The sequence below is a fragment of the Oscillibacter sp. 1-3 genome (assembly GCF_000403435.2).
Classification (GTDB): domain Bacteria; phylum Bacillota; class Clostridia; order Oscillospirales; family Oscillospiraceae; genus Oscillibacter.
In genome coordinates this window covers 167570-188288 of record NZ_KE159710.1, presented here as the reverse complement: position 1 = coordinate 188288, position 20719 = coordinate 167570, and the positions used below count along the sequence as shown (strand labels likewise).

The 20719-nt window shown below is 60.7% G+C and carries 21 protein-coding genes; 15 read left to right on the top strand and 6 right to left on the bottom strand.

Features of this window, described 5'->3' with window-relative positions; genetic code table 11:
- Nucleotides 1–330: 330 nt before the first annotated feature.
- From pheS to C816_RS22025, 4 genes are all read right to left on the bottom strand, one after another.
- On the bottom strand, nucleotides 331–1356 hold the full coding sequence (gene pheS, locus C816_RS16780) for a phenylalanine--tRNA ligase subunit alpha (protein WP_016323602.1): 1026 nt from the start codon (nucleotides 1354–1356) through the stop codon (nucleotides 331–333).
- Nucleotides 1357–1371: 15 nt separating this feature from the next.
- A complete protein-coding gene (locus C816_RS16775) occupies nucleotides 1372–2172 on the bottom strand; it encodes a hypothetical protein (RefSeq protein WP_016323601.1) in 801 nt (266 codons plus the stop codon).
- 12 nt (nucleotides 2173–2184) lie between these two features.
- On the bottom strand, nucleotides 2185–3054 hold the full coding sequence (locus C816_RS16770) for a polysaccharide deacetylase family protein (RefSeq protein WP_016323600.1): 870 nt from the start codon (nucleotides 3052–3054) through the stop codon (nucleotides 2185–2187).
- Between the two features lie 362 nt (nucleotides 3055–3416).
- Complete coding sequence (locus C816_RS22025; protein ID WP_016323599.1) at nucleotides 3417–4313, bottom strand: helix-turn-helix domain-containing protein; 897 nt, start codon at nucleotides 4311–4313, stop codon at nucleotides 3417–3419.
- A 240-nt stretch (nucleotides 4314–4553) separates the two neighbouring features.
- On the opposite strand from C816_RS22025, the gene C816_RS16760 reads away from it, so the two are divergent.
- The 9 genes from C816_RS16760 (at nucleotide 4554) to nrdR (ending at nucleotide 11804) form a co-directional block, all read left to right on the top strand.
- Nucleotides 4554–4787, top strand: a complete 234-nt coding sequence (locus C816_RS16760) for an AbrB/MazE/SpoVT family DNA-binding domain-containing protein (RefSeq protein ID WP_016323598.1) — start codon at nucleotides 4554–4556, stop codon at nucleotides 4785–4787.
- Nucleotides 4774–5403: an L-2-amino-thiazoline-4-carboxylic acid hydrolase gene (locus C816_RS16755; RefSeq protein WP_040655974.1), complete on the top strand. Its 630-nt coding sequence runs from the start codon at nucleotides 4774–4776 to the stop codon at nucleotides 5401–5403. Before C816_RS16760 ends, C816_RS16755 begins: the two co-directional genes overlap by 14 nt.
- Nucleotides 5400–6947: a bifunctional ADP-dependent NAD(P)H-hydrate dehydratase/NAD(P)H-hydrate epimerase gene (locus C816_RS16750; RefSeq protein ID WP_016323596.1), complete on the top strand. Its 1548-nt coding sequence runs from the start codon at nucleotides 5400–5402 to the stop codon at nucleotides 6945–6947. The genes C816_RS16755 and C816_RS16750 overlap by 4 nt, the downstream gene beginning before the upstream one ends.
- 324 nt (nucleotides 6948–7271) lie before the next feature.
- On the top strand, nucleotides 7272–7868 hold the full coding sequence (locus C816_RS16745) for a hypothetical protein (RefSeq protein ID WP_155979093.1): 597 nt from the start codon (nucleotides 7272–7274) through the stop codon (nucleotides 7866–7868).
- A 47-nt stretch (nucleotides 7869–7915) separates the two neighbouring features.
- Nucleotides 7916–9085, top strand: a complete 1170-nt coding sequence (gene alr / locus C816_RS16740) for an alanine racemase (RefSeq protein WP_016323594.1) — start codon at nucleotides 7916–7918, stop codon at nucleotides 9083–9085.
- A 172-nt stretch (nucleotides 9086–9257) separates the two neighbouring features.
- Complete coding sequence (locus C816_RS16735; RefSeq protein ID WP_016323593.1) at nucleotides 9258–9626, top strand: type II toxin-antitoxin system PemK/MazF family toxin; 369 nt, start codon at nucleotides 9258–9260, stop codon at nucleotides 9624–9626.
- Between the two features lie 277 nt (nucleotides 9627–9903).
- Entirely contained in the window at nucleotides 9904–10398 is a 495-nt protein-coding gene (locus tag C816_RS16730; RefSeq protein WP_016323592.1) for a hypothetical protein, read from the top strand.
- 218 nt (nucleotides 10399–10616) lie between these two features.
- The gene (locus C816_RS16725) at nucleotides 10617–11141 is read left to right on the top strand and encodes a hypothetical protein (RefSeq protein WP_207636946.1); all 525 of its coding nucleotides are present in this window, start codon (nucleotides 10617–10619) and stop codon (nucleotides 11139–11141) included.
- 204 nt (nucleotides 11142–11345) lie between these two features.
- Nucleotides 11346–11804 (top strand): transcriptional regulator NrdR, encoded by a 459-nt coding sequence (gene nrdR, locus C816_RS16720; RefSeq protein ID WP_016323590.1) that lies wholly within the window; start codon nucleotides 11346–11348, stop codon nucleotides 11802–11804.
- 12 nt (nucleotides 11805–11816) lie between these two features.
- On the opposite strand, the gene C816_RS16715 is transcribed toward nrdR, so the two are convergent.
- Nucleotides 11817–12197 (bottom strand): DUF4363 family protein, encoded by a 381-nt coding sequence (locus C816_RS16715; protein ID WP_016323589.1) that lies wholly within the window; start codon nucleotides 12195–12197, stop codon nucleotides 11817–11819.
- The gene (locus C816_RS16710; RefSeq protein WP_016323588.1) at nucleotides 12194–12877 is read right to left on the bottom strand and encodes a DUF421 domain-containing protein; all 684 of its coding nucleotides are present in this window, start codon (nucleotides 12875–12877) and stop codon (nucleotides 12194–12196) included. The genes C816_RS16715 and C816_RS16710 overlap by 4 nt, the downstream gene beginning before the upstream one ends.
- Before the next feature lie 343 nt (nucleotides 12878–13220).
- On the opposite strand from C816_RS16710, the gene glmS reads away from it, so the two are divergent.
- The 6 genes from glmS to C816_RS16680 all read left to right on the top strand — a co-directional run bounded on the left by glmS (nucleotide 13221) and on the right by C816_RS16680 (nucleotide 20703).
- On the top strand, nucleotides 13221–15062 hold the full coding sequence (gene glmS, locus C816_RS16705) for a glutamine--fructose-6-phosphate transaminase (isomerizing) (RefSeq protein WP_016323587.1): 1842 nt from the start codon (nucleotides 13221–13223) through the stop codon (nucleotides 15060–15062).
- A 140-nt stretch (nucleotides 15063–15202) separates the two neighbouring features.
- Nucleotides 15203–16021 carry a MerR family transcriptional regulator gene (locus C816_RS16700; RefSeq protein WP_016323586.1) on the top strand — a complete coding sequence of 273 codons (819 nt, stop codon included), beginning with the start codon at nucleotides 15203–15205 and terminating at the stop codon, nucleotides 16019–16021.
- A gap of 148 nt (nucleotides 16022–16169) precedes the next feature.
- Nucleotides 16170–16511, top strand: a complete 342-nt coding sequence (locus tag C816_RS16695) for a PadR family transcriptional regulator (protein ID WP_016323585.1) — start codon at nucleotides 16170–16172, stop codon at nucleotides 16509–16511.
- Complete coding sequence (locus tag C816_RS16690) at nucleotides 16504–17886, top strand: permease prefix domain 1-containing protein (RefSeq protein ID WP_016323584.1); 1383 nt, start codon at nucleotides 16504–16506, stop codon at nucleotides 17884–17886. The genes C816_RS16695 and C816_RS16690 overlap by 8 nt, the downstream gene beginning before the upstream one ends.
- Before the next feature lie 98 nt (nucleotides 17887–17984).
- The gene (locus C816_RS25380) at nucleotides 17985–18752 is read left to right on the top strand and encodes a hypothetical protein (RefSeq protein WP_016323583.1); all 768 of its coding nucleotides are present in this window, start codon (nucleotides 17985–17987) and stop codon (nucleotides 18750–18752) included.
- A 274-nt stretch (nucleotides 18753–19026) separates the two neighbouring features.
- A complete protein-coding gene (locus C816_RS16680) occupies nucleotides 19027–20703 on the top strand; it encodes an S-layer homology domain-containing protein (RefSeq protein ID WP_016323582.1) in 1677 nt (558 codons plus the stop codon).
- Nucleotides 20704–20719: the final 16 nt, after the last annotated feature.

The following is a 20719-nucleotide window of genomic DNA, read 5'->3' as shown; positions in this document are numbered from 1 at the left end:
CAGGCACGAGATACATGGCGTTCTGGCGGGCGGCGTCCTTGTTCAGGATGGCCAGGTCAATTCCGTCCGTCCGGCGTAATCGTTGGTCAGTCCCACTCGATTTCATCTCCCTCGTCCCGGACGATGCGGCAGAGCTCTTCCTCGTTTTCTATCAAAGAGCGGATGAGCTTCTCAAACCGCTCCGCCCGGGCCTCATTCTCCGGGGAGAGGGTCTCCAGTTTTCCCCCAGGGACATGACCTTGGGATCCTCAGCCGCAAAAGAAAGGGACACTTTGTCGTTATAGGTGAAAACCGATACATAATCCGCCATATCAGAACCTCCCGCCAGTTTCAGAACTGCTCCAGGAAGCGTATGTCGTTTTCAAAGATCAGCCGCATATCACTGATCTTGTACTGGCCCAGCGCCAGCCGCTCCAGGCCCATGCCGAAGGCATAGCCGGAGTACTCCTCCGGGTCGATGCAGCAGTTCCGGAGCACCTTGGGATGGACCATGCCTGCGCCCAAAATCTCGATCCAGCCCTCACCCTTGCAGGTGGGGCAGCCCTTTCCGCCGCACTTGTAGCACTGGATGTCCACCTCGCAGCTGGGCTCGGTGAAGGGGAAGTGGTGGGGGCGGAAACGGGTGACGGTCTCGGGGCCGTAGATCTCCCGGATCACGGCGTTCAGCGTCCCCTTCAAATCCGCCATGGTGATGCCCTTGTCCACCACCAGACCCTCGATCTGGTGGAACATGGGGGAGTGGGTGGCGTCCACCTCGTCCTTGCGGTACACCCGTCCGGCGGAGATCATGCGGATGGGCACGCCGTAGGTCTCCATGGCCCGGATCTGCATGGGGGAGGTCTGGGACCGCAGCAGGACGGAGGAGTCCTCCTTCAAATAGAAGGTGTCGGTCCAGTCCCGGGAAGGGTGGTTCTCCGGGGCGTTGAGCTTGGTGAAGTTGTAGTCCGCCTGCTCGATCTCCGGGCCGTCCATGATCTCAAAGCCCATGTTCAAAAAGATCTCCTTCATCTCGTCCAGCACGGAGTACATGGGGTGCTTGTGCCCCTGGGCGGGCTTTTTGCCGGGGATGGTTACGTCCACGGCCTCCAGCTTCAGTCTGGCCTCCAGGGCCTTCTGGGAGAGGGCGGCGGACTGGGCCTCAATGGCCTCCTCCAGCCGGGTGCGGACGTCGTTTGCCATCTGGCCCATGGCGGGGCGCTCCTCGGCGGAGAGCTTGCCCATCTGCTTGAGGACCGCGGTGAGCTCGCCCTTTTTGCCCAGATACTTCACCCGGAGGGACTCCAGGTCCGCCACGGCCTGGGTTGCGGAGATGGCCTCCAGTGCGCCTTTGCGAATGGCTTCCAGTTGTGCTTTCATATGCGTTTAACTCCTTTACTTGGATGTGGGTTGCTGCTTTACAGGCGGCAGGAACCGCCAGCGCAGAGAATAGGCTGAAATTTTAGTGCCGGGGTACGAGGCTTCATCCTCACAGAATCCGTCGCAGAAGAACACAGCCCCGTCCCGGAAGCGGAGAGCGGCTTCCTGCAGACAGGAGAAGCAGTCCTCGTCAGCGGGGCGGAGGTCCAATCCCTCTACGCCCTCAAAAACCATTTCGAGGGGCGGCGCCCAGTCGCTGTGGAAATGCATGGTCACCTGGCGGACATAATCGGCGACCAGCATACTGCCGTCCGGAAGCTGTTTCGAGCCGCTGGTATAGCGGAGGTCCACCAGAACGGAATCGTGAAAGTCATGGTAGCGTTGCAGCAGCGTCTCCGCCTCCTCCTGAGAGAGCACATAGCTCCAGCCGGGGAGGAGGGAGGAGACAGGCGGAAAAACCGTCTCTGAAAGAGGAACCGCTTCCCCGCTCAGCATGCGGCGCAGCGCGTCTTTGTCCTCCCAGACCCAGGGGAAGCCCCGGAAAGCGGTCCACTTGTCCTCGGGCAGGCGCTTGGGGAAGTCCGGGAAATTGGAAATGTTTCCATTGGTCAGGGCGATCCAGTTCTCTGGAAAGTCTGTGTCAATGAGATGGATTTGAGAGTCATAGGAATTCCCCTCCCGGCGCCACTTGTCCGCCAGAAGCAGACGGTCTTTCTGCATGATGAGATACTGCTCAAAGATACCGCTGTACAAAACGGCGTACAGCTCTGAGTGGAAATACGTCCGGGACATTTCGTCGTAAACTCGTACACGCATAACGCGCCTCCTTTACGAGAGACCTAGAAAGTCCTTGATTTTGGCCTTGACCACGGTTTTCAGCGGCGGGTTCAGAATACTGTCCAGGCTCTTGTTCATGGTGACGGTGTGCCGGGGCAGGTCGTACAGACCGTCGGAGAGGTCCGCCGTTTTGGGCAGCGTCACCGCCGTGACGGGAAACAGCTCTTGGATCAGGCCGTCGGCGTCCGGCTCCGTCAGGCCAAAGGGATAGGCGAAGAAGGTGGGGGGCTGCTCCAGCTTCTCTGCGATCAAATCGTAGCTCAGCTGGATGTCGTCCAGCACCCGGGACTGAAACTCCCTGTCGGTCTCCTCCGGCTTTCGCTGGACGCCGTTGACGCCCTCCGGGTCAAAGCTGCCGCCCCGCTCGTCCAGGTTATGGAGGAGGTAGGTGTGGGAGCCGATCTCGATGAGGCCGGAGTCTGTTATCTCCCGGCACATGGCCCAGGTGATGAAGTCGCTGGCGGCGTTGTCCTGCATATAGACCATGACAGAGATGACCACCTTGGCCTCAAACTCCTGAAAGATGGGAAAGGCCAGGTTGTAGTTGCTGCGGTAGCCGTCGTCAAAGGTGATGAGGACGGGCTTTTCCGGCAGACGTTCCCCCGCCGCCAGCTCCCGGGGGAGGACGGTGGTGTAGCCGTTGTCCTGGAGCCACTGGAGATCCTCCCGCAGGCGGGAGACGGTGATGGTCATGTCGTTGCACTCCTGGCCGTCCTCCACCACGTGGTGGTACATCAGGACGGGCAGTTTTCTGCCGCTGTACGGATTTTCCGGATCGCCTGAGGACTGGCAGGCCATAAGAGAGAGAAGAAGCGCGAGGGCCAGAAGGGCGGAAAAGGCCCGCTTCCATGGGTGACGCAAGAGAAGTTCCTTCTTTCTGTGTAGTTGTGCGGCCGCTTTGGGTATAAAAAAGACCCTCCCTCCCATGACCTGGGACGAAAGGCAACCCCTCCGCGGTACCACCCGGATTCGCGCCTGACGGCGCGCGCTCTGGCCCCTGTAACGGTGGGCCTCCGGCCGTGTCTCCACGGCGGCTCCCGGGCGAACCAAACGGCGCGGCGCGGACCGGCTCACAGCCGACGGCCAGTCCTCTCTGAGCGCTGCGGAATCCATTATTTTCCCGTTCATCGCTGATTTCAACTATCACTTATACCATAGAAATAAAAGAAATGCAAGAGGGAAAATCCCCATTCCGCCGGAATACGGCGGAATGGGGGAATTTGTCAATCACTGCCTTTGTAGGGATTCAGAATCACGGCCACCACGCCGCAGAGAATCCCCGCCACGGCGAAAATCCACCAGGCGGTGCCCCACAGGTTCCGGGTCAGTCCCAGCCCCACGTATACCGCTGTGGCCAGCAGCATCATGGCGGCCTGGATGGTGCCGATCAGATTCAGTCTCTGTCTGGCCTCCGGGGTGGGATTGTTGTCCCGGTTATATTTGGCGATGTTATACTTGTCGTCGTTGATTCCCGCGTAGATGAAGCAGGTTACCGCGCCGGCAACGATGAGGAGGAGGAGGGCTATTCCGTAGGATTCATAGGGCTCCTGCTCCGGGAAGACGAAGAAAAACAGCAGCAAAAGCGCCACGGCGAAGAGAATGGCCCCCACGCCTCCGGAGATGTACCAGACGAATTTCTGGTGGAAGGCGTCCTTCTGCTCCTGGGTATAGAAGTCGGCAATGACGGGATAGCGTTTGCAGAAGATGTCATGCTGGATGCTGCTGGCCACAATGACCACCACACAGACTGCGATCACCAGCAGCAAAAATGCGCCGCTGAGCATCTCCGACACACCCCGGGCCTCCAGCAGGCCGCACAGGCCCACACCGGCGATGATTCCGCCGGTGGCAAAGGCAATCTTTTTGGCAAAGCGGGTCATGAAACGGTCATAGCGGGCGGTGTCCTCCACCCGGCTCTCCTCCACGCTGCCCCGGAGAAGGGTGTCCAGATTCACGCTGTAGAGGTCGCAGATGCGCAGCAAAGTGTCCATCTCGGGAAAGCTCTGGCCGCCCTCCCACTTGCTGACGGACTGGCGGGAGACGTCTAACTGCTCCGCCAGCTGCTCCTGGGTGATGCCGGCCTGGGCACGGATGAACTGCAGATTTTCGGGAAATGCCATAGGAAATTCCTCCTTGTGTTTGATGATCTCAGCGTACCGGAGCGGAGGCCGCAACGCCAGCGATTTCGTGTTGCGTTTGGAGAAAATCGTGTAAACTTTGGGTTGCGCGTACCATTCTACCAGCTTTTTTGCCTGTAAAGAAGTACTGCATGCAAAATTTCCTTGACTTTTCCTGTTCAATCCGCTAAAATTCATTAAAATATGAAAAATATGATTTATATGCAATGGAGGATGGAATACATGGAGGTTCCAAAGGGGCGTTACATTTTCGGCACGGTAAAGGTGGGCGAGCGGGGACAAATTGTCATTCCAAAGGAGGCGAGAGAGGTGTTCCAGATCCGCGCGGGGGACACAATGATCGTTCTTGGAGATGAGAAATGGGGGCTTGCCGTCACAAAGGCGGACGTACTGGAGCGGCACGCCAAGGAGGTTTTCCGGAAGATTGCAGGGGGTGGAGCAGATGATGCTGGCTGAGACAACGCTCTCCTTTCTGGAAGAGGACTGTCTCCGTTTTTTTAAGTCGGAAGGAGCGGCGGTTTTCCAGCAGACAGAGGCCCGTTTTCAGGAGCTTCTGCGCGGCGCGGATGAAGCGGACAGCGCCGCCATTCAGGAGCATTTGCGGCGGAAGCTGTTTCCGGCCATGGCGTTCTACCAGACGCTGCGAAAGCGGGGAATTTCCCTGGAGAAGGCGCTGGAATATGTGAGGAGAGAAACCCGCCGGGCGGCGGAGAGCAAGCGGGAGCGAATGCGGAATCTGGCGGGCTTCCCTTTTGCGTACCGTCTTTACAGGATGACCGTTAAGCGATATATGAAAAAATTCTTTCCGGAAGAGGGATGGCGGACGGAGTGGGTCCAGCGGAACGGGCAGGAGATTCATTTTAATTTGCACCGCTGTATCTATTGGGATTTGACAAACGCCCATGGCTGTCCGGAGCTGTGCCGCGTCTATTGTGAAAATGACGACATCGTTTTTTCCGGACTGCTGCCGAAGATCCGTTTTGAACGCTCCGGGACATTGGGCGGCGGCGCGCAGTACTGTGACTTTCATTTTTTGAATACGGCCTGTGAAGAAAGGAAGGAGATACAATGAAGCTTGCGTCATCGGCCCAGATGAGGGAACTGGACAGGCGGGCGATTCAGGAGCGGAAGATTCCCTCCATCGACCTGATGGAGCGGGCGGCGGCGGGCGTGGCGGAGGCCGCGCTGGATCTGCTGCCCGTTCAGCCGGGAAAGGCCCGGGCCGCTGTGCTGTGCGGCGCGGGGAACAACGGCGGAGACGGTATCGCTGCAGCCCGGCTGCTGTTTTTGAAGGGGGTCCGGGTCCGGGTGTTTCTGACGGGCCGCTATGAGCGGCTGACGCCGGACGCCCTGGAGGAGACCCGGCGGCTCTCGGAGTGCGGAGTGGAGCTGGAGCCCTTTGACCCCGGCAGTCAGGACCAGGCGGAGTGGATCGCCGCCAGCCATGTGCTGGTGGACGCGATCTTCGGCGTGGGCCTCTCCCGGGAGATCGCTCCGGACTCCGCCGCCGCGGCTGCCGTCCGCCTGATAAACCAAAGCCGGGGCAGGGTGGTGGCCGCGGACATCGCCTCCGGCGTGGAGGCCGACACGGGAAGGGTCCTGGGCTGTGCCGTAAAAGCTGACAGGACAGTTACCTTTACACTGCCTAAAATCGGCCAATTTGCGGGGGATGGTGTTTTGTGCTCCGGCTGGGTAGAGGTTCGGGAAATCGGCATTCCGTCAGACCTGGTCCGCCGGACCGCCTGTATGGTGATGACGGTGGAGCGGGAGTATGTCCAAGAGGCTCTGCCGCCCCGGAAGCCCGACGGCCACAAGGGGGATTTTGGCAAGCTCCTGATCGTGGGCGGCGCGGTGGGTTATACTGGCGCGCCGTATCTCGCCGCCTCGGCGGCGGTGCGGTCCGGCTGCGGGCTGGTGTATCTGGGGGTGCCGGAGAGTATCTGGGCGGTCGAGGCATCCCGGTGCGTCTCCGCCATGCCGTTTCCCCTGGCGGACGGGGGCGGGAAGCTCCAGAGGACGGCGCTTCCGGCTATCCTGGAAAAGCTGGAGGGCTGCGACGCGCTGGCCATCGGCCCAGGGCTGGGCCGGAATGAGGATACCGCCCGGCTGGTACGGGAGATTCTGCAGCGGACGGAAAAGCCGGTGGTGCTGGATGCCGATGGCATAAACGCCCTGGAGGGGCATATAGATACTTTGGACGCCCGGCGGGACAGGGTCACGATTCTGACGCCCCACGACGGGGAGTTTGCCCGCGTTGGAGGGGATCTCTCAGCCGGCAGGGCGGATGCAGTCCGGCGCTTTGCCCTCCGGCACGGATGTACGCTGGTGCTGAAGGGTCACAGGACTGTGACGGCCACACAGGCGGGCACCGTGCTGGTGAACACCACCGGCAATTCAGGCCTTGCCAAGGGCGGCAGCGGAGATGTGCTCACGGGGATCATCGCCTCCCTCCTGGCCCAGGGGGCCGTGCCGGTCCGGGCGGCGGCGGGCGGCGTATGGCTCCACGGCCGCGCCGGGGATCTGGCGGCGGAACGCCTGACGGCCTACTGCATGACGCCGGAGGCTGTGATCCGGGAAATGCCGGAGGCGTTTATGGAATTAGGAATTGGAAATTAGGAATTTTTCCTTTTCGGAAACTTTGGCTCCTCTTCATTATCGACTTTGTGTTTTCGAGAAAATTCTGTGTTTCACCAGGCCTTGTTTGATAAATGGCGGAGTGCCCAGCGGAGAGAGGTTTCTGCGCCGGGCAAGACAAAAATTCCCAGGGACATTTTGCGGATCTCAAAAAATTTTTAAGGCGGCACAGCGTAAAAAAATCCGCTGCTTGGGCGATTTGATCTTTCAAACAAGGTCTGGCTCCTTCCACCTGGTTCAATTCCTAATTTCTCATTCCTGATTTTCAGAAGGGGGTATTCGGTGCGCAGAGTATTCTGTGTACCAATGATGGCTCTGCTCCTGCTGCTGGCGGCCTGCGCCGGCAGCGGGACAGGGGAGGCGGAGACTGTGGATCTGCGCCAGCGTTACCACGACATGACGGGCTGTACCATGGAGGCCGTCGTGACCTGCGGCCAGGAGGGGCTGGAGTGGGAGGCCCTGCTGCGGTGCGAATACGCGCCGGACGGAGAGAGCACCGTGGAGGTGCTGGAGCCGGAGTCCATCGCCGGAGTCAGGGCAATGCTCAGCGGCAGCGACTGGCAGATCGAATACGAGGACGCCTGTTTGAACGCGGGAGCGCTCAGCAGCGAGGAGATTAGCCCCGCCGTCTGTCTGCCCCGGCTGATGAGCGCCCTGCGGGACGGCTGGCTGCTGGAGGAGAACCGGGAGGAGTGGAACGAGACGCCCTGTCTGCGGCTCTCTGTGGACCAGAGCGGCCTCCAGGACGGAAAGATCGTCTCCACGGTCTGGCTGCGGCAGGAGGACGGAACGCCTCTCCGGGGGGAGGTCGCCGTGGATGGGGAAATCATTTTGACGGCGGACTTTACGAGTTTTGCTTTTTGTGATACAATAGAGCCCGCGGGGGAGAGTGGCGCGGCCTGAGGGCTTCCCGGCCCCGCGGAAGAGATGTTTTAAGGTGGCCCTGCAGAATGGACGATACGATTTTGAGAAGGACCTGGGCGGAGATCGACTTGGACGCCCTGGCCCACAACTACCACCGGGCCCGGGCGCTGACCGGGCCGGAGGTCCGGTACCTGGGTGTGGTGAAGGCGGACGCCTACGGTCACGGCGCGGTGCAGGTGGCCGCCTGCCTGGAGCGGCTGGGGGCGGAGTACCTGGCGGTGGCCAGTTTGGACGAGGCCCAGGAGCTGCGCCGGGGAGGGATTCAGGCCCCCATCATGATTCTGGGCCACACTCCGCCGGAGATGACGCCCCAGCTGATTGCCCATAATATCACCCAGGCGGTCTCCGACCAGGCCAAGGCGGAGGCTTACAGTTCCGCCGCCTCCGCCTGCGGCGGAACGCTGAAGGTGCATATCAAGGTGGACACCGGTATGTCCCGCCTGGGCGTTCAGGTGCGGGACGGGCGTTTTGACAGCGGAGTGGAGTCCATTGCCCGCTCCTGCGCCCTGCCAGGCCTGGAGGCGGAGGGAATCTTCACCCACTTCGCTGTGTCCGACGAGGACGGCGGGGACAGCGAGGCCTACACCCGGCGGCAGTTCGCTGTTTTTACCCGGGTACTGGAGGCTCTGGCGGCAAAGGGCAGGACGTTTGCCCTGCGGCACTGTGCCAACAGCGGCGCTCTGGCCCGGTATCCGGAGATGTATCTGGACATGGTGCGCCCCGGCATCGCCCTGTACGGGGCGGGAGCGGACCGGGAGCGGCTGGGCCTGCGGCCGGTGATGGCGCTGAAATCCTGCGTCTACACCGTCAAGCGCTTTGGACCGGAGACGGACATCAGCTACGGCAGGACCTTCCGCACAGGGGGAGAGACCCGGGTGGGAGTGCTGCCCATCGGGTACGCCGACGGGCTGTTCCGGGGACTCTCCAACCGCATGGCGGTGTGGACTGCCCAAGGTCCCGCTTCTGTCCTGGGACGGATCTGCATGGATATGACCATGGTGGACCTCACCGGCCTGCCGGATGTTTGCGAGGGCGACGAGGTGGAGATTTTTGGAGGCCGCCAGCCGGTGGACGAGCTGGCGGCGGTCCTGGGGACCATTCCCTACGAGCTGACCTGCGCGGTCAGTAAGCGGGTGCCCCGGCTGTATATCCAGGGGGGCGGGGTTGTGGAGCGGAGCCTGCGGCTGCTGCTCTGAGTTTGATTCGCACACTTCGGCCCTGTCCCGCGCATAGGATACTGCGGGGCGGAGACGCCGGAATTTTCCCTGCGGGGCAGCGTATAAATTCCGGAACTGCGTGGGAGAATGAAAGTGGCCTCACCGAAGAGACTTCGGTGACGGGTACTTCTTTCGGCGGAGTGTGAACTTTGTGGATACGAGTGTCAAGCGCGGCGATATTTACTATGCCGATCTCTCCCCGGTGGTGGGCAGCGAACAGGGCGGCGTCCGGCCGGTTCTGATTATTCAGAACGACACCGGAAACCGTTACAGCCCCACTGTGATCGCGGCGGCCATTACCTCCCAGACGGGCAAGGCCCGGCTGCCGACACATATCGATCTCCCTGTGGACCAGAGCTGCGGCCTGAGCCGGGATTCCGTGGTCCTGCTGGAGCAGGTGCGGACCCTGGACAAAAAGCGGCTGCGGGAGCGCATGGGCCACGTGGAGGAGCATGTGATGGAAAAGGTCGATACGGCCATCGCGGTGAGCTTCGGACTGCCGCACGATCAACTGGTTTGAGAATGTGTTGTGCGGTGGAAAAGCGCCGGATCGACTCCGCCGCGAGTGCGGCGTCAGGCGTTTCGCGGCGGCGAAACCCTGAAATCGGCGGAATTCATTTCCGGCGATTTGAGTGAGATCAAAAGGGCTCCCGCAGCGGCCCGAAGGGCCGGTGTGGGAAAGCGATACGGCCATCGCGGCGAGCTTCGGACTGCCGCACGATCAACTGGTGTGAGTCGCCGATCCTCCCGGAGGAGGTTCGCTCTTCCGGGAGGACGGTTTTACAAAGGAGGTACATATGAAAAGGAAAAACTGGTTTTTGCGTTTGGCTGCGGCAGCCGCCCTCTGCGGTGTGCTGGTGACTACAGCGTTTGCGGCGGAGGCCGGGTCCGCCCAGGACCCTCTGGTGACCCTGAGCTACCTGAACGAGACGTTTATGAACACCATCATGGCCCGGGTGGATGAGAAGATTGCCGCTTGGAGCGGCCAGCTGGGAGGACAGGTCTCCGGCACGGGGACAGCCACGGCGTCTGTATTCACCGTGGTGACTCTCTCCAACGGACAGACCCTCACCGGGGACATCGGCTGCGAGGTGATGCTGCGGGTGGGCGCCGCCGTCTGTGTGACGCCGTCCGCGCCGGGGCTGATCGACGAGACCACTGCTGGTACGCTGAACAACGGCGGCGCCCTGGCCCAAAACCACCTGTATATGATGACCATTGAGAACCGGGCCGTCCGAGCCACTGCCGCCACCACCAAGCTGCTGGTGCGGGGATCGTATACCATCGCCTGAGACAACAATTAGAAGCTGTGCCGATCAGTAAAAGTGCGTGAATTGACGAGAAAATTTCTTCCAGCACGCACATTTTTGCTGATTGGCACAGCTTCTTACATAACAGCCCCCGTCTGTGCATAGATTGGCACAGGCGGGGTATGCATCTTTTCCCGGCCTGTGAAATGACGCGCTGAAATTTCCTCCGGCGGGGAGGTGTTTCCATGAACAAAGGATGTATGGATAAGTTTCCGCTGCTGCTGGACGGCAGGGCGGCGGGGGAGCTGACCGTGGAGCGGGAGGCCCTCTACACTTGGTTTGACGCCCGCTGCCGCCTGCCGGGGGAGGGGCTGTGGTGTGCCTGGGCCGTGGGCCGGGAGGGCTCTTTGCGCCTGGGTGTCCTGGAGCCCTTGGGCCAGGAGGCGGTCATCCGGCGGCGGTTTTCCAAGCGGATGACGGAGCCCCTGGGGCGCCTGCTGCGGGGGGAGGTCCGGCCTGCGGCGGCGGAGGACCGGGAGGCCTGGAAGGCCGCGCCGGACCCGGAGGCACTGTTCCATGCTCCCTGGCTGCAAAAACGGCTGCGGGGCGCCGCGGGGGCCTTGGTCCGAACTGGGCAGGGGCGGATGTTTCTGGCCCTGCCCTATGACAGCGGAAAGGCATTCCCCCTGCCCACGCTGTTTTGCCTTGCCGACGTCCGCTCCATCAACGGCGAAAAGTACGCCGTTTTTGTCTTTGACAGTGAGGAGCGCCCGGTGTTTCCGTGAGAAGCCGCCGCCATTTCCCGGAAGCGGGAAAAAACTTTTGAAAAAATAAAATAATGTATACCACATTCGACATTTTTGTGTTATAATTACCGGAAATATAGATAGGTATCCGTGTTCGCCTGGCGAATATCGGGTCGGATGGGCGGGAGAGCGCAAAAGAAAAACGCCGGCGGACTGCCGGCGAGAGAAGGGAAGGCCATTTTTATGAAGTGTCCGTTTTGTGGGTACAGCGAGAGCAAGGTCATCGATTCCCGGCCCGCCGAGGAGGGGGCCAGCATCCGGCGCCGGAGGGAGTGTCTCTCCTGCGGCAAGCGGTTCACCACCTATGAGACGGTGGAGAGCCTCCCCATGGTGGTCATGAAAAAGGACGGCAGCCGCCAGAGCTTTGACCGGCGGAAGGTGCTCTCCGGCATGATCCGCGCCTGCGAGAAACGTCCGGTGCCTCTGGCGGATCTGGAGCGGATCGCCGGCGAGATTGAGCAGGATCTCCAGAACAGCATGGAGCGGGAGATCAGCACCGAGGACGTGGGGGAGAAGGTCATGGAGCGGCTGCGGAAGGTGGATCAGGTGGCCTACGTCCGTTTTGCCTCCGTGTACCGCCAGTTCAAGGACATCGACACTTTCAAGGAGGAGCTGAACAAGCTTCTTCTGGAGAATGAGTGATATTTTGGCTGTTCAGAGGATGTTTTGGATGCTGAACCGCTCCATCTCCGCCAGCAGCCGCAGCTGTTCCCGCAGGCCGGCCAGCTCTGCCCGAAACTCCGAGAGCTCCCGGGCGGCGGCAAAGGCCTGACAGCGGCGGTACATAGACTCCGCCTCGTCCACGGCGCTGTGCTGGGAGACGGTGCGGAGGTAGGGCTGGCGTCCGCTCCAGTCCTCGTGGCTTTCTGAGAGGGCGGCGGCCGCCCCGGCCCAGTCCTCCGACTGCGCCAGGGTGTCCGCCTTCTGTAATTGGGCCCGCCAGCGGGCGGTGTCGTCTGTGATCCGGGCTCCGTTCCACAGGGCAAAGGACAGCAGACACGCCAGCAGGATCAGGGGCGGCAGGGTTCCCCTCATGGACCGTCCTCCTTTTTCACGCAGGATACCTGGCCATGTTCGTCCAGGGTCAGGAGAAAGGCCTCCCTGGGGGAGGACAGGTGCTGTTTTTGCAGCTGCTCCTCCAGCCAGGCGCGGTCATGGCCGCAGGCGGTGAGATTTTTGTGCAGTACCCGCCCGTCGTTGATGAGGACCGTGGGCAGCATTACGTCGTCCTCCACCTCCAGATGGAGCTGGGCGGCGGTGGGGGGATGCTGATGCGTCCAGGGCAAGACGGAAAGCTGGCCGGAGTTCTCCAAAATGGCGTATTTTACATCCTCTACGCAGGAGATTCCCTGGCACCGCAGTTCCTCCAGGAGCTCATCCAGGGTGTAGCGGTTTTCGCGCATGGTCTGCTGCTGGATGACCCCGCGGCGGATCAGCACGGCGGGTGTGCCGCATACCAGCTCTCGGAACCGCAGGTTCCGCAATGACAGCTGGCTCAACAGTATGGACAGGGCCAGCAGCGTCAGAATGGGGATGACCCCGGCCAGCAGTGGGATGCCGAAATCCTGCATGGGCACGGTGGCCAGGTCTGAAATCATCATGGTCAGCACCAGTTCGCTGGGCTCAAGCTCGCCAATCTGGCGCTTGCCCATCAGCCGCAGGCCGATCATGATGAGGAAATAGAGTATTACGGTGCGTGCGAAGGCGGTCATCATAAGCGGTTTCCCTCCGTTCGGATAGTTTCTGCCTCCGCCGTGAAATTATTCCTGGATATTGCCTCTAAAAAAGAGGTTTTATCATACAAAGCGCAGAGAGAAAGGAGGATAATGGGAGCCACCCATCAAAAGCGCCAGAGCCTGTAATGCAATTGTACTTTACAGGATGACGAGGAGAGGGAAGAATCGAAAATTCGGCGGATGTCCCTCCGTATCCCGCGGATGCGTGACGCGGGCCTTGAAATATGCGGGTGACCGCAAAACAAAGAGGCCGCGGCCGCGGAGAGAGTGACAAATCCTGCGCGTTTGTTCTCTTGGTCAAAAATCAGGAGGATGATTTATCATGTGTGGAATTATTGGATTTGCGGGACGGCAGGACCAGGCCGCCCCGATTCTGCTGGACGGACTGGAGCGGATGGAGTACCGTGGATACGACTCCGCCGGAATCGCGGTGCGTTCGGAGACCAGGGGTCTCCAGGTGCGCAAGACCAAGGGCCGGCTGCGGGCGCTGTCGGACCTGACCCGCGGCGGGGCGGACCTGGAGGGAGTTTTGGGCATCGGCCACACCCGCTGGGCCACCCACGGAGAGCCCAACGACGTCAACGCCCATCCCCACGTCAGTGAGAACGGCAGTATTGCCCTGGTCCACAACGGCATCATTGAAAATTACCTGGAGCTTAAGGAGCACCTGATGAAGCTGGGTGTGAACTTCGCCTCCGACACGGACTCAGAGGTGGTGGCCCAGCTGCTGGAGTACCACTACAACGAGTGCCATAATATGCTGGAGGCCGTGGGCCGGGTCCTGCGCCGGATCGAGGGCTCTTACGCTTTCGGCATCGTCTGCTCGGACTATCCCAACGCTTTGATTGCAGCCCGAAAGGACAGCCCGCTGATTTTAGGTAAAGGCGAAAACGGCAATTTTATTGCCTCGGATGTGACGGCCATCATCAAGTACGCCCGGGACGTCATCTACATGGAAGATGGTGAGATCGCCGTGGTGACGCCCAACAGCATTGACGTCTTTGACGATGAGCTGATTCCAGTGGACAAAAAGCACAATATAGTGGACTGGGATGTGTCTGCGGCGGAAAAGGGCGGCTATGCCCATTTCATGTTTAAGGAGATCCTGGAACAGCCGGAGGCCATCCGCAAGACCATTTCGCCCCGCATTCGGGATGGTCGGATTGTGCTGGACGACATTACATTGACAACGGAGTACGCCAGAAAGATCTCCCGCATTTATATGGTGGCCTGCGGCTCCGCCTATCATGCGGGGATCGTGGGGAAGTATGTCTGGGAGCAGCTGCTGCGGCGGCCGGTGGAGGTGGTGCTGGCCTCGGAGTTCCGATACAGCGAGCCGTTGGTGGACGGGAACACCCTGGTCATCACCATCAGCCAGTCCGGCGAGACACTGGACACCATGGCCGCCCTGCGGGAGGCCAAGCGACTGGGAGGCAGGACGCTGGCCATCTGCAATGTGGTGGGCAGCTCCATCGCACGGGAGGCGGACGATGTGCTGTACACCTGGGCTGGGCCGGAGATCGCCGTGGCCACCAGCAAGGGCTATTCCACCCAGCTGGCGGCGCTGGACCTGGTGGGGCTGTATCTGGCGGACCTGCTGGGTACTGTGGAACAGAGCGAGTATGACGCCGTTTTGGCGGAGCTCCAGATCCTGCCGGAGAAGATGGAGCGGTATCTCAAAGATTTTCAGGATACCCAGTACTTTGCCTCCCGGTATTTCAACCACAACTCCGTCTTTTACATTGGCCGGAATCTGGACTACGCCATGGGCCTGGAGGGCTCTTTGAAGCTGAAGGAGATCAGCTACATCCACTCCGAGGCCTATGCCTCCGGCGAGCTGAAGCACGGCACCATCTCCCTCATTGAGCCGGGAACGCTGGTGGTGGCCCTGGGCACCTACGGGCCGCTGTTTGACAAGGCCATGAGTAATGTGGTGGAGGTAAAGGCCCGAGGCGCAGAGGTTCTGGCCGTTACCACAGAGGGCTTCCGGGAGAAGATGGCAAAGACTGCCGATGCAGTAGTCGCCGTGCCGGACACCCATCCCATTCTCCAGCCATCTCTTGGCATCGTGCCCCTCCAGCTGTTTGCCTATTATGTGGCGCTGCAGCGGGGGTGCGACATCGACAAGCCCCGGAATTTGGCAAAATCCGTCACTGTGGAATGATTCCAACTGCCCGCGTCAAAAGACGCGGGCGGTTTTTTAACCGGCAGAAAAAATTTCAAAATCCCTCTTGACTCTCACCCTGGGAGAGGGCTTATGCTGTTTTTGAGCTCAAGATTCACATCGATGTGGAGGAACACACCATGCTGAAAATCGGCGAATTTTCAAAGCTGTCCAGGATCAGCATCCGCCTGCTGCGCCAGTACGACGAGAGCGGCCTGCTTACCCCGGAGTCTACCGACCCCTTCACCGGCTATCGCTATTACAGCGAGTACCAGCTCCTTACGGCAAATCGGATCAGAGCATTAAAGGATATGGGCTTTACAGCAAGTGCCGTCTCTGAAGTGCTGGACTGCTATGACGATCCAGCGCTGCTGGAGCGGTGCCTGCGGCTGAAACGGGCGGAGGCCTCTGCGGCGCTGGAGGAGGCGGAGCGGCGTCTGCGGCTCCTGGACACAGCCCTGGAACGGCTGAGAAAGGACGAAGCAAAGATGAAATACGATGTGACGATCAAAACGGTGCCGGAGCGGACTGTGGCCAGCGTCCGGCAGATTATCCCCAACTATGACCGGGAGGGAGACCTGTGGCACATCTACTGCCAGGAGACCGCCCGGATGAACATCCAGGACGGGAGCCCGGTTCTTTGCACCGCCATGTATCATGACGGCGAATTCAAGGACCAGGACGTGGATGTAGAAATCCAGAAAAACGTGGTGGGGACCTATCCCGACACGGAGCACGTGAAATTCAAGACCGTGCCGGCGGTGCAGGTGGCCTCCGCCACTTTCCGGGGGAGTTATGACCAGATTGGCGAAGTGAATGAGGCGGTAGCCGCCTGGGTGCGGGAGAACGGCTGGGAGTTTGACGGGCTGTTTTTCAACATCTATCACATCAGCCCCCATGAGACCCGGAACCCCGACGAGTTTTTGACGGAGGTCTGCTATCCTGTGCGGCGGAAGTGAGGCCGAAGGAAACCCCTGACCCGGTATCCGGTCCGAAACACCTGACAGAGCTGAGCGGCGTTTTTTGGAAACGCCGCTCAGTTTTTTCTTGACATATATCGACTGCCAATATATTATATAGATAACCGATATAAAGGAGGAGACCGCCATGGAATTGGACAAGAGCCTGGTCAGCGGCAGTATGGCCATGCTGGTGCTGAAACTGCTGGAGGACGGGGATAAGTACGGCTACCAGATGATCGAGGAGCTGTGCCGCCGCTCTGACGACACCTTTCACTTGAAGGCCGGGACGCTGTACCCCCTGCTCCACGGCCTGGAGGAGAAGGGGCTGGTGACCGCCTACGAGGGAGAGGCCGCCGCCGGGAAGCCCCGGCGGTACTACCGCCTGACGAAGCGGGGCCATGGGGCCCTGCGGGAGAAGGAAACGGCGTGGAACGCCTACGCCCAGGCTGTGGGAAGGGTTTTGAAGGGGGGCGCCTGCTTTGCCTGAGACCATTCAAGGGTATATTGAGGCGGTGGAGGAGCAGATCCGCTGGAGGCGGGCCCGATCCGTGGTTTCTCTGGAGCTGCGCCGCCACATGGAAGACCAGCGGGACGATTTTGCGGCGGAGGGCCTGGAGGACGCCGAGCGGCTGGCGGTAGAGGAGATGGGGGACCCGGTGTCCGTGGGCACGGAGCTGGACCGGCTCCACCGGCCCCGGCCCCAATGGGGGCTGCTGGGGCTGGCCATCGCCCTGGCCTGCGTGGGGGCGTTTTTGCGGGTCTGGCTTACCCGGGGGGATGGAGCGGACGCCGTCAGCCCGGTCATGGCGGCTCTGGCGCTGACGCTGGGGACGGCGGCCCTGCTGGGGGCGTATTTTTGGGATTTTACGGCTCTGGTCCGCCATCCCAGAGCCGTCTATGCGGGGGCGCTGGCGGCGGGTGTGCTGTCCTGGCTGCTGCCCCATGTCAACAACGCCGCTTATTACACTCGCTACATCATCCTGCTCTATCCGGTTGTATATGCACTGTGGCTGTACAGCTGCCGGGGAAGCAGCTGGAGACATTTTGTTCTGGCACTTGCCGGAGGGATTCCACTGGCGCTGATCTGCATGCTGGCCCCTTTCAGCTTCGGCCTGTTTATTCTGCTGGTGTGCGGCCTGATTCTTCTGCTGTGCGCTGTCCGGATGGGGTGGTTCGGTCCCGGCCGGTGGAAATTTGCCGGAACCGCGCTGGCTCTGGCTGTGGGGGTGCCCGTCCTCTTTTTCGGAATGGGTTACGGAGCGTCCTTCATCATGAGACTGCGTTTTGCGTTCCATCCGGAGCTGGACCCCTATGGAAGCGGATATTGGGGCTGGATGACAAGAATGACGCTGCGGGATGTCCCGTTCATCCGGCGGGATGAACACGCCTCTTTTGGCATTGCAAGCCGCGGCAGGGCATACGGCAGTTGGTTCGGTGAGAAGGGCTATGTGGAATTTAGTATGGATCAGGATTTTGTGCCATTGAAGCTGCTGGCGGGATGGGGCTGGCTGGCTTATCTTCTGCTGATGGCAGCGATTGCCGCCCTGCTGGTCTGGCTTCTGATCCGGTGCCTGCGGCAGAAACAGCAGCTGGGCCGCCTGACGGCGCTGGCGGTGGTAATGAGTCTGGGACTGGAGACTCTGTTCAGCGCCGCGCTGAATCTGGGTTTTGTGATGTTTTCATCCCATCTGCCTCTGATTGTCGGAAATCTTCACACGGTGCTGGATCTGGCGCTCATTGGTCTGGTCCTGTCCGTGTTCCGGGGCGGCAGTATCCTCCGGGATGAGCCGTCGGCGGATAATGGCCGTTCTTTCTTTCCGTGGCGGATAAAAATATTGATTGTTTCCACAAAAGAAAAATAAAATTTTGTGCATTTCTCCAAATTTGGAAAAATGGTGAAACAAACCGGCCTCCTGAAACGTCTTAATAATCAGAGAGATTATAGACAGAGGATGATGGAATGGACAGACGGCGCGCTCTGAGCGTGATGGGATTGTTTTTTGCCGCGGCGTTGGCTTTCGGCTTGGCCCGGTGGGAAGAGGGCCGGCTTTGGGGCACCGCGGAGGACCGCCTGCCAAAGCCCGTGGCGGAGCCGGCGCTGGACGCCGACGAGGCCCGGCAGATTCTGCGTACATACTTCATGGATCATTACAGCGAAGCCAGCTGCTCCGCCGTCTACACGGACCTGACCCACGACGGCGTGGAGGAGCTTCTGGTCCTGACAGTGGAGAACAGCCGGACCGGGGAGTCCATGCCGCTCCACGGCGGCACCCTGGACGCCGACAGCTTTACCCGTGCCCAGGTGACGGTACTGCGGGCGAGGGAGGGCGGAGAGGTCCTGCCCATTTACGAGTTTGCCTGCGGCGCGGAGCACAGCCAGTGGGGGGAGCTGTACCTGAAAAAAGAGGAGGGAGCGGACTATCTTGTGTGGTACGCGCCCTATACCGCCTCGGGCCGGGGGGATTTTCAGGCGGCCCAGTTCTTCCTGGGGGAGGACGGCGCGGTTTTGGACCATGTCCGTGAGCGGATTTTCTTCCCGGCGGGGGACAGCGAGACCCGGGAGGGAGACGCGGACGAGGGGGAGATTACCGCCTTTCTGGCCTGGGCGGAATCGCTTATGAAGGACGCGGAGCCGGTGATCGTCTTCGACGTGATCCACGACCCCGTGGCCGGCGCCGACGGTCCCCGGCGGTTCGCCTATCTGGATGCGCTGTTTACCAGCTTTTGACAGCATTTTACGGCATGATTTCTGTGATTTAACACAGGAATCATGCCATTTAATTGAAGCCGTTTTGCGGCGGCAGCCGAAAAGACGGCATTGATTTCCTCAAAACGTAATGTTTGGAAAGAATAAGCCGGAAAAGAGATATTGACCCTGTGTGTTTTTTTCGGTATAATAGGGAAACGGCGCCTAAAGGTGACATAACACCGCGGCTCTTTCCGGAGCCGCGGCATTTTTTTCATTTTGTGCCGACAATTTTCGACAGGGAGGAACTGCCGCCATGCATATTCGACTGCCAAAACGCCTCCTGGCCGCAGCGCTGGCGGGGGCGCTGGCCATGACCCCGGTTTCCGCCGCCTTCGTTGACACTGAGGCCCACTGGGCCGCGGACGCCATCGCCAAGTGGAGCGAGGAATACCAGATCATTCAAGGATACGAGGACGGAACCTTCCGCCCCGACAACTCTATCACCCGGGGGGCCTTCGCCGGCATTCTGGATCGGTTTTTGAAGTTCCAGGCCCAGGCCCCGGCGGAGACGTTCTCTGACACGGCGGGGACTTACTGGGAGTCGGCGATCCTCAAGCTCAATGCCGCCGGGATTTACCTTGGAAACAACGGGAAAGCCCTGGCCTCGGATACCATCACCCGCCAGCAGGCGGTGACCATGATCGCCCGGGCCTTCGGCATTGACGCGGCCACCGATACGCTGCCCTATCTGGACGCTGAGCAGTTTGCGGAGTATGCCCGGGGCCCTGTGGCGGAGATGACGTCCCGGGGCTACATCACCGACAGCCAGGACGGCAGCTTCCGTCCTCTGGAACCCATCACCCGAGCGGAGATCGTCAGCATCCTGAACAACATGATCCAGGTGCTGGTGCAGGAGACTGTGAACTATTCCAGCGATGTCAGCGGTACGCTGATGATTAACGCCGAGGGCGGCGCGTCCCTGGCGGATATGACCATCGCTGGAGACCTGATTCTGGCTCCTGGCGTCTCCGGGCCGGTGACGCTGAACAACGTGACCGTCCAGGGCGCCGTCCGGAATTTCAGCAGCGTGGAGCTCACGGTGTTCCAGGTGGTGCCCACGGACCCCGCGCAGCCGGGGGAGACCCAGACGCCGGTGACCCCGGTGACGCCGGCAGGGCCCGGCATCCAGCCCAGCGAGGTCTATACTCCGGGCATCACCACCGGGGAGACCTTTGAATACGACAAGCGGCAGATCCCCGTCTACGCCGACGCGGAGCCCATCCAGCTCTATCAGGGCGATTTCATGTGGAACGACACCGGGGACCGCCTGATCTACACCGGGGACCGCTTCCGCACCCGCTTCGGCATTGATGTGTCCGCCTACCAGAACCGGGCCAGCGAGAACGAGACCATCGACTGGGAGGCCGTGGCCGCCGACGGTGTGGAGTTCGCCATGGTGCGCGTCGGCCTGCGGGGCTACTCCAGCGGCGGCATCAACGCCGACGCCTACTATGCCAGAAATATCGACGGGGCCATGGCGGCGGGCATTGAGACCGGCGTGTACTTCTTCGCCCAGGCCATCACTGTGGAGGAGGCCATCGAGGAGGCGGATTTCGTCATCGAGCTGCTGCGGGACCACGAGATTAACGGCCCGGTGGCCTATGACTGGGAGATGAGCGACTCCCGTTACCGTGTCTACGGCACCCCGCCGGAGATGGCCACGGCCTGTGCGATTGCTTTTTGTGAGCGCATCGCGGAGGCGGGCTATACGCCCATGATCTACGCGGGAACCTATGTCAGCTACATCAAGTACGATCAGGGGGCCATTGCCCCGTATCTCAGCTGGTATCCGGAGTATAAGAGCGACACCTCGGAGAAGCTGTACCCCACCATCCGCTATCAGATGGACTACTGGCAGTTCACCAGCAATTGTTCCATTGCCGGCATCGGGGGCCGGGTGGACGCCAACCTCCAGTTTATTCCCTGGTAAATGTGAAGAGGCGGCA

Excerpts from the sequence above, each read along its gene's own strand:
- C816_RS16755 (WP_040655974.1), top strand. The coding sequence starts at position 4,774 with ATGATGCTGGCTGAGACAACGCTCTCCTTTCTGGAAGAGGACTGTCTC.
- pheS (WP_016323602.1), bottom strand. The coding sequence starts at position 1,356 with ATGAAAGCACAACTGGAAGCCATTCGCAAAGGCGCACTGGAGGCCATC.
- C816_RS16730 (WP_016323592.1), top strand. The coding sequence starts at position 9,904 with ATGAAAAGGAAAAACTGGTTTTTGCGTTTGGCTGCGGCAGCCGCCCTC.
- C816_RS25380 (WP_016323583.1), top strand. The coding sequence starts at position 17,985 with ATGGACAGACGGCGCGCTCTGAGCGTGATGGGATTGTTTTTTGCCGCG.
- C816_RS16710 (WP_016323588.1), bottom strand. The coding sequence starts at position 12,877 with ATGATGACCGCCTTCGCACGCACCGTAATACTCTATTTCCTCATCATG.
- C816_RS16760 (WP_016323598.1), top strand. The coding sequence starts at position 4,554 with ATGGAGGTTCCAAAGGGGCGTTACATTTTCGGCACGGTAAAGGTGGGC.
- C816_RS16695 (WP_016323585.1), top strand. The coding sequence starts at position 16,170 with ATGGAATTGGACAAGAGCCTGGTCAGCGGCAGTATGGCCATGCTGGTG.
- C816_RS22025 (WP_016323599.1), bottom strand. The coding sequence starts at position 4,313 with ATGGCATTTCCCGAAAATCTGCAGTTCATCCGTGCCCAGGCCGGCATC.
- C816_RS16725 (WP_207636946.1), top strand. The coding sequence starts at position 10,617 with ATGGATAAGTTTCCGCTGCTGCTGGACGGCAGGGCGGCGGGGGAGCTG.
- C816_RS16745 (WP_155979093.1), top strand. The coding sequence starts at position 7,272 with ATGATGGCTCTGCTCCTGCTGCTGGCGGCCTGCGCCGGCAGCGGGACA.
- C816_RS16750 (WP_016323596.1), top strand. The coding sequence starts at position 5,400 with ATGAAGCTTGCGTCATCGGCCCAGATGAGGGAACTGGACAGGCGGGCG.
- C816_RS16680 (WP_016323582.1), top strand. The coding sequence starts at position 19,027 with ATGCATATTCGACTGCCAAAACGCCTCCTGGCCGCAGCGCTGGCGGGG.
- C816_RS16775 (WP_016323601.1), bottom strand. The coding sequence starts at position 2,172 with ATGCGTGTACGAGTTTACGACGAAATGTCCCGGACGTATTTCCACTCA.
- glmS (WP_016323587.1), top strand. The coding sequence starts at position 13,221 with ATGTGTGGAATTATTGGATTTGCGGGACGGCAGGACCAGGCCGCCCCG.
- C816_RS16715 (WP_016323589.1), bottom strand. The coding sequence starts at position 12,197 with ATGAGGGGAACCCTGCCGCCCCTGATCCTGCTGGCGTGTCTGCTGTCC.
- nrdR (WP_016323590.1), top strand. The coding sequence starts at position 11,346 with ATGAAGTGTCCGTTTTGTGGGTACAGCGAGAGCAAGGTCATCGATTCC.
- C816_RS16700 (WP_016323586.1), top strand. The coding sequence starts at position 15,203 with ATGCTGAAAATCGGCGAATTTTCAAAGCTGTCCAGGATCAGCATCCGC.
- alr (WP_016323594.1), top strand. The coding sequence starts at position 7,916 with ATGGACGATACGATTTTGAGAAGGACCTGGGCGGAGATCGACTTGGAC.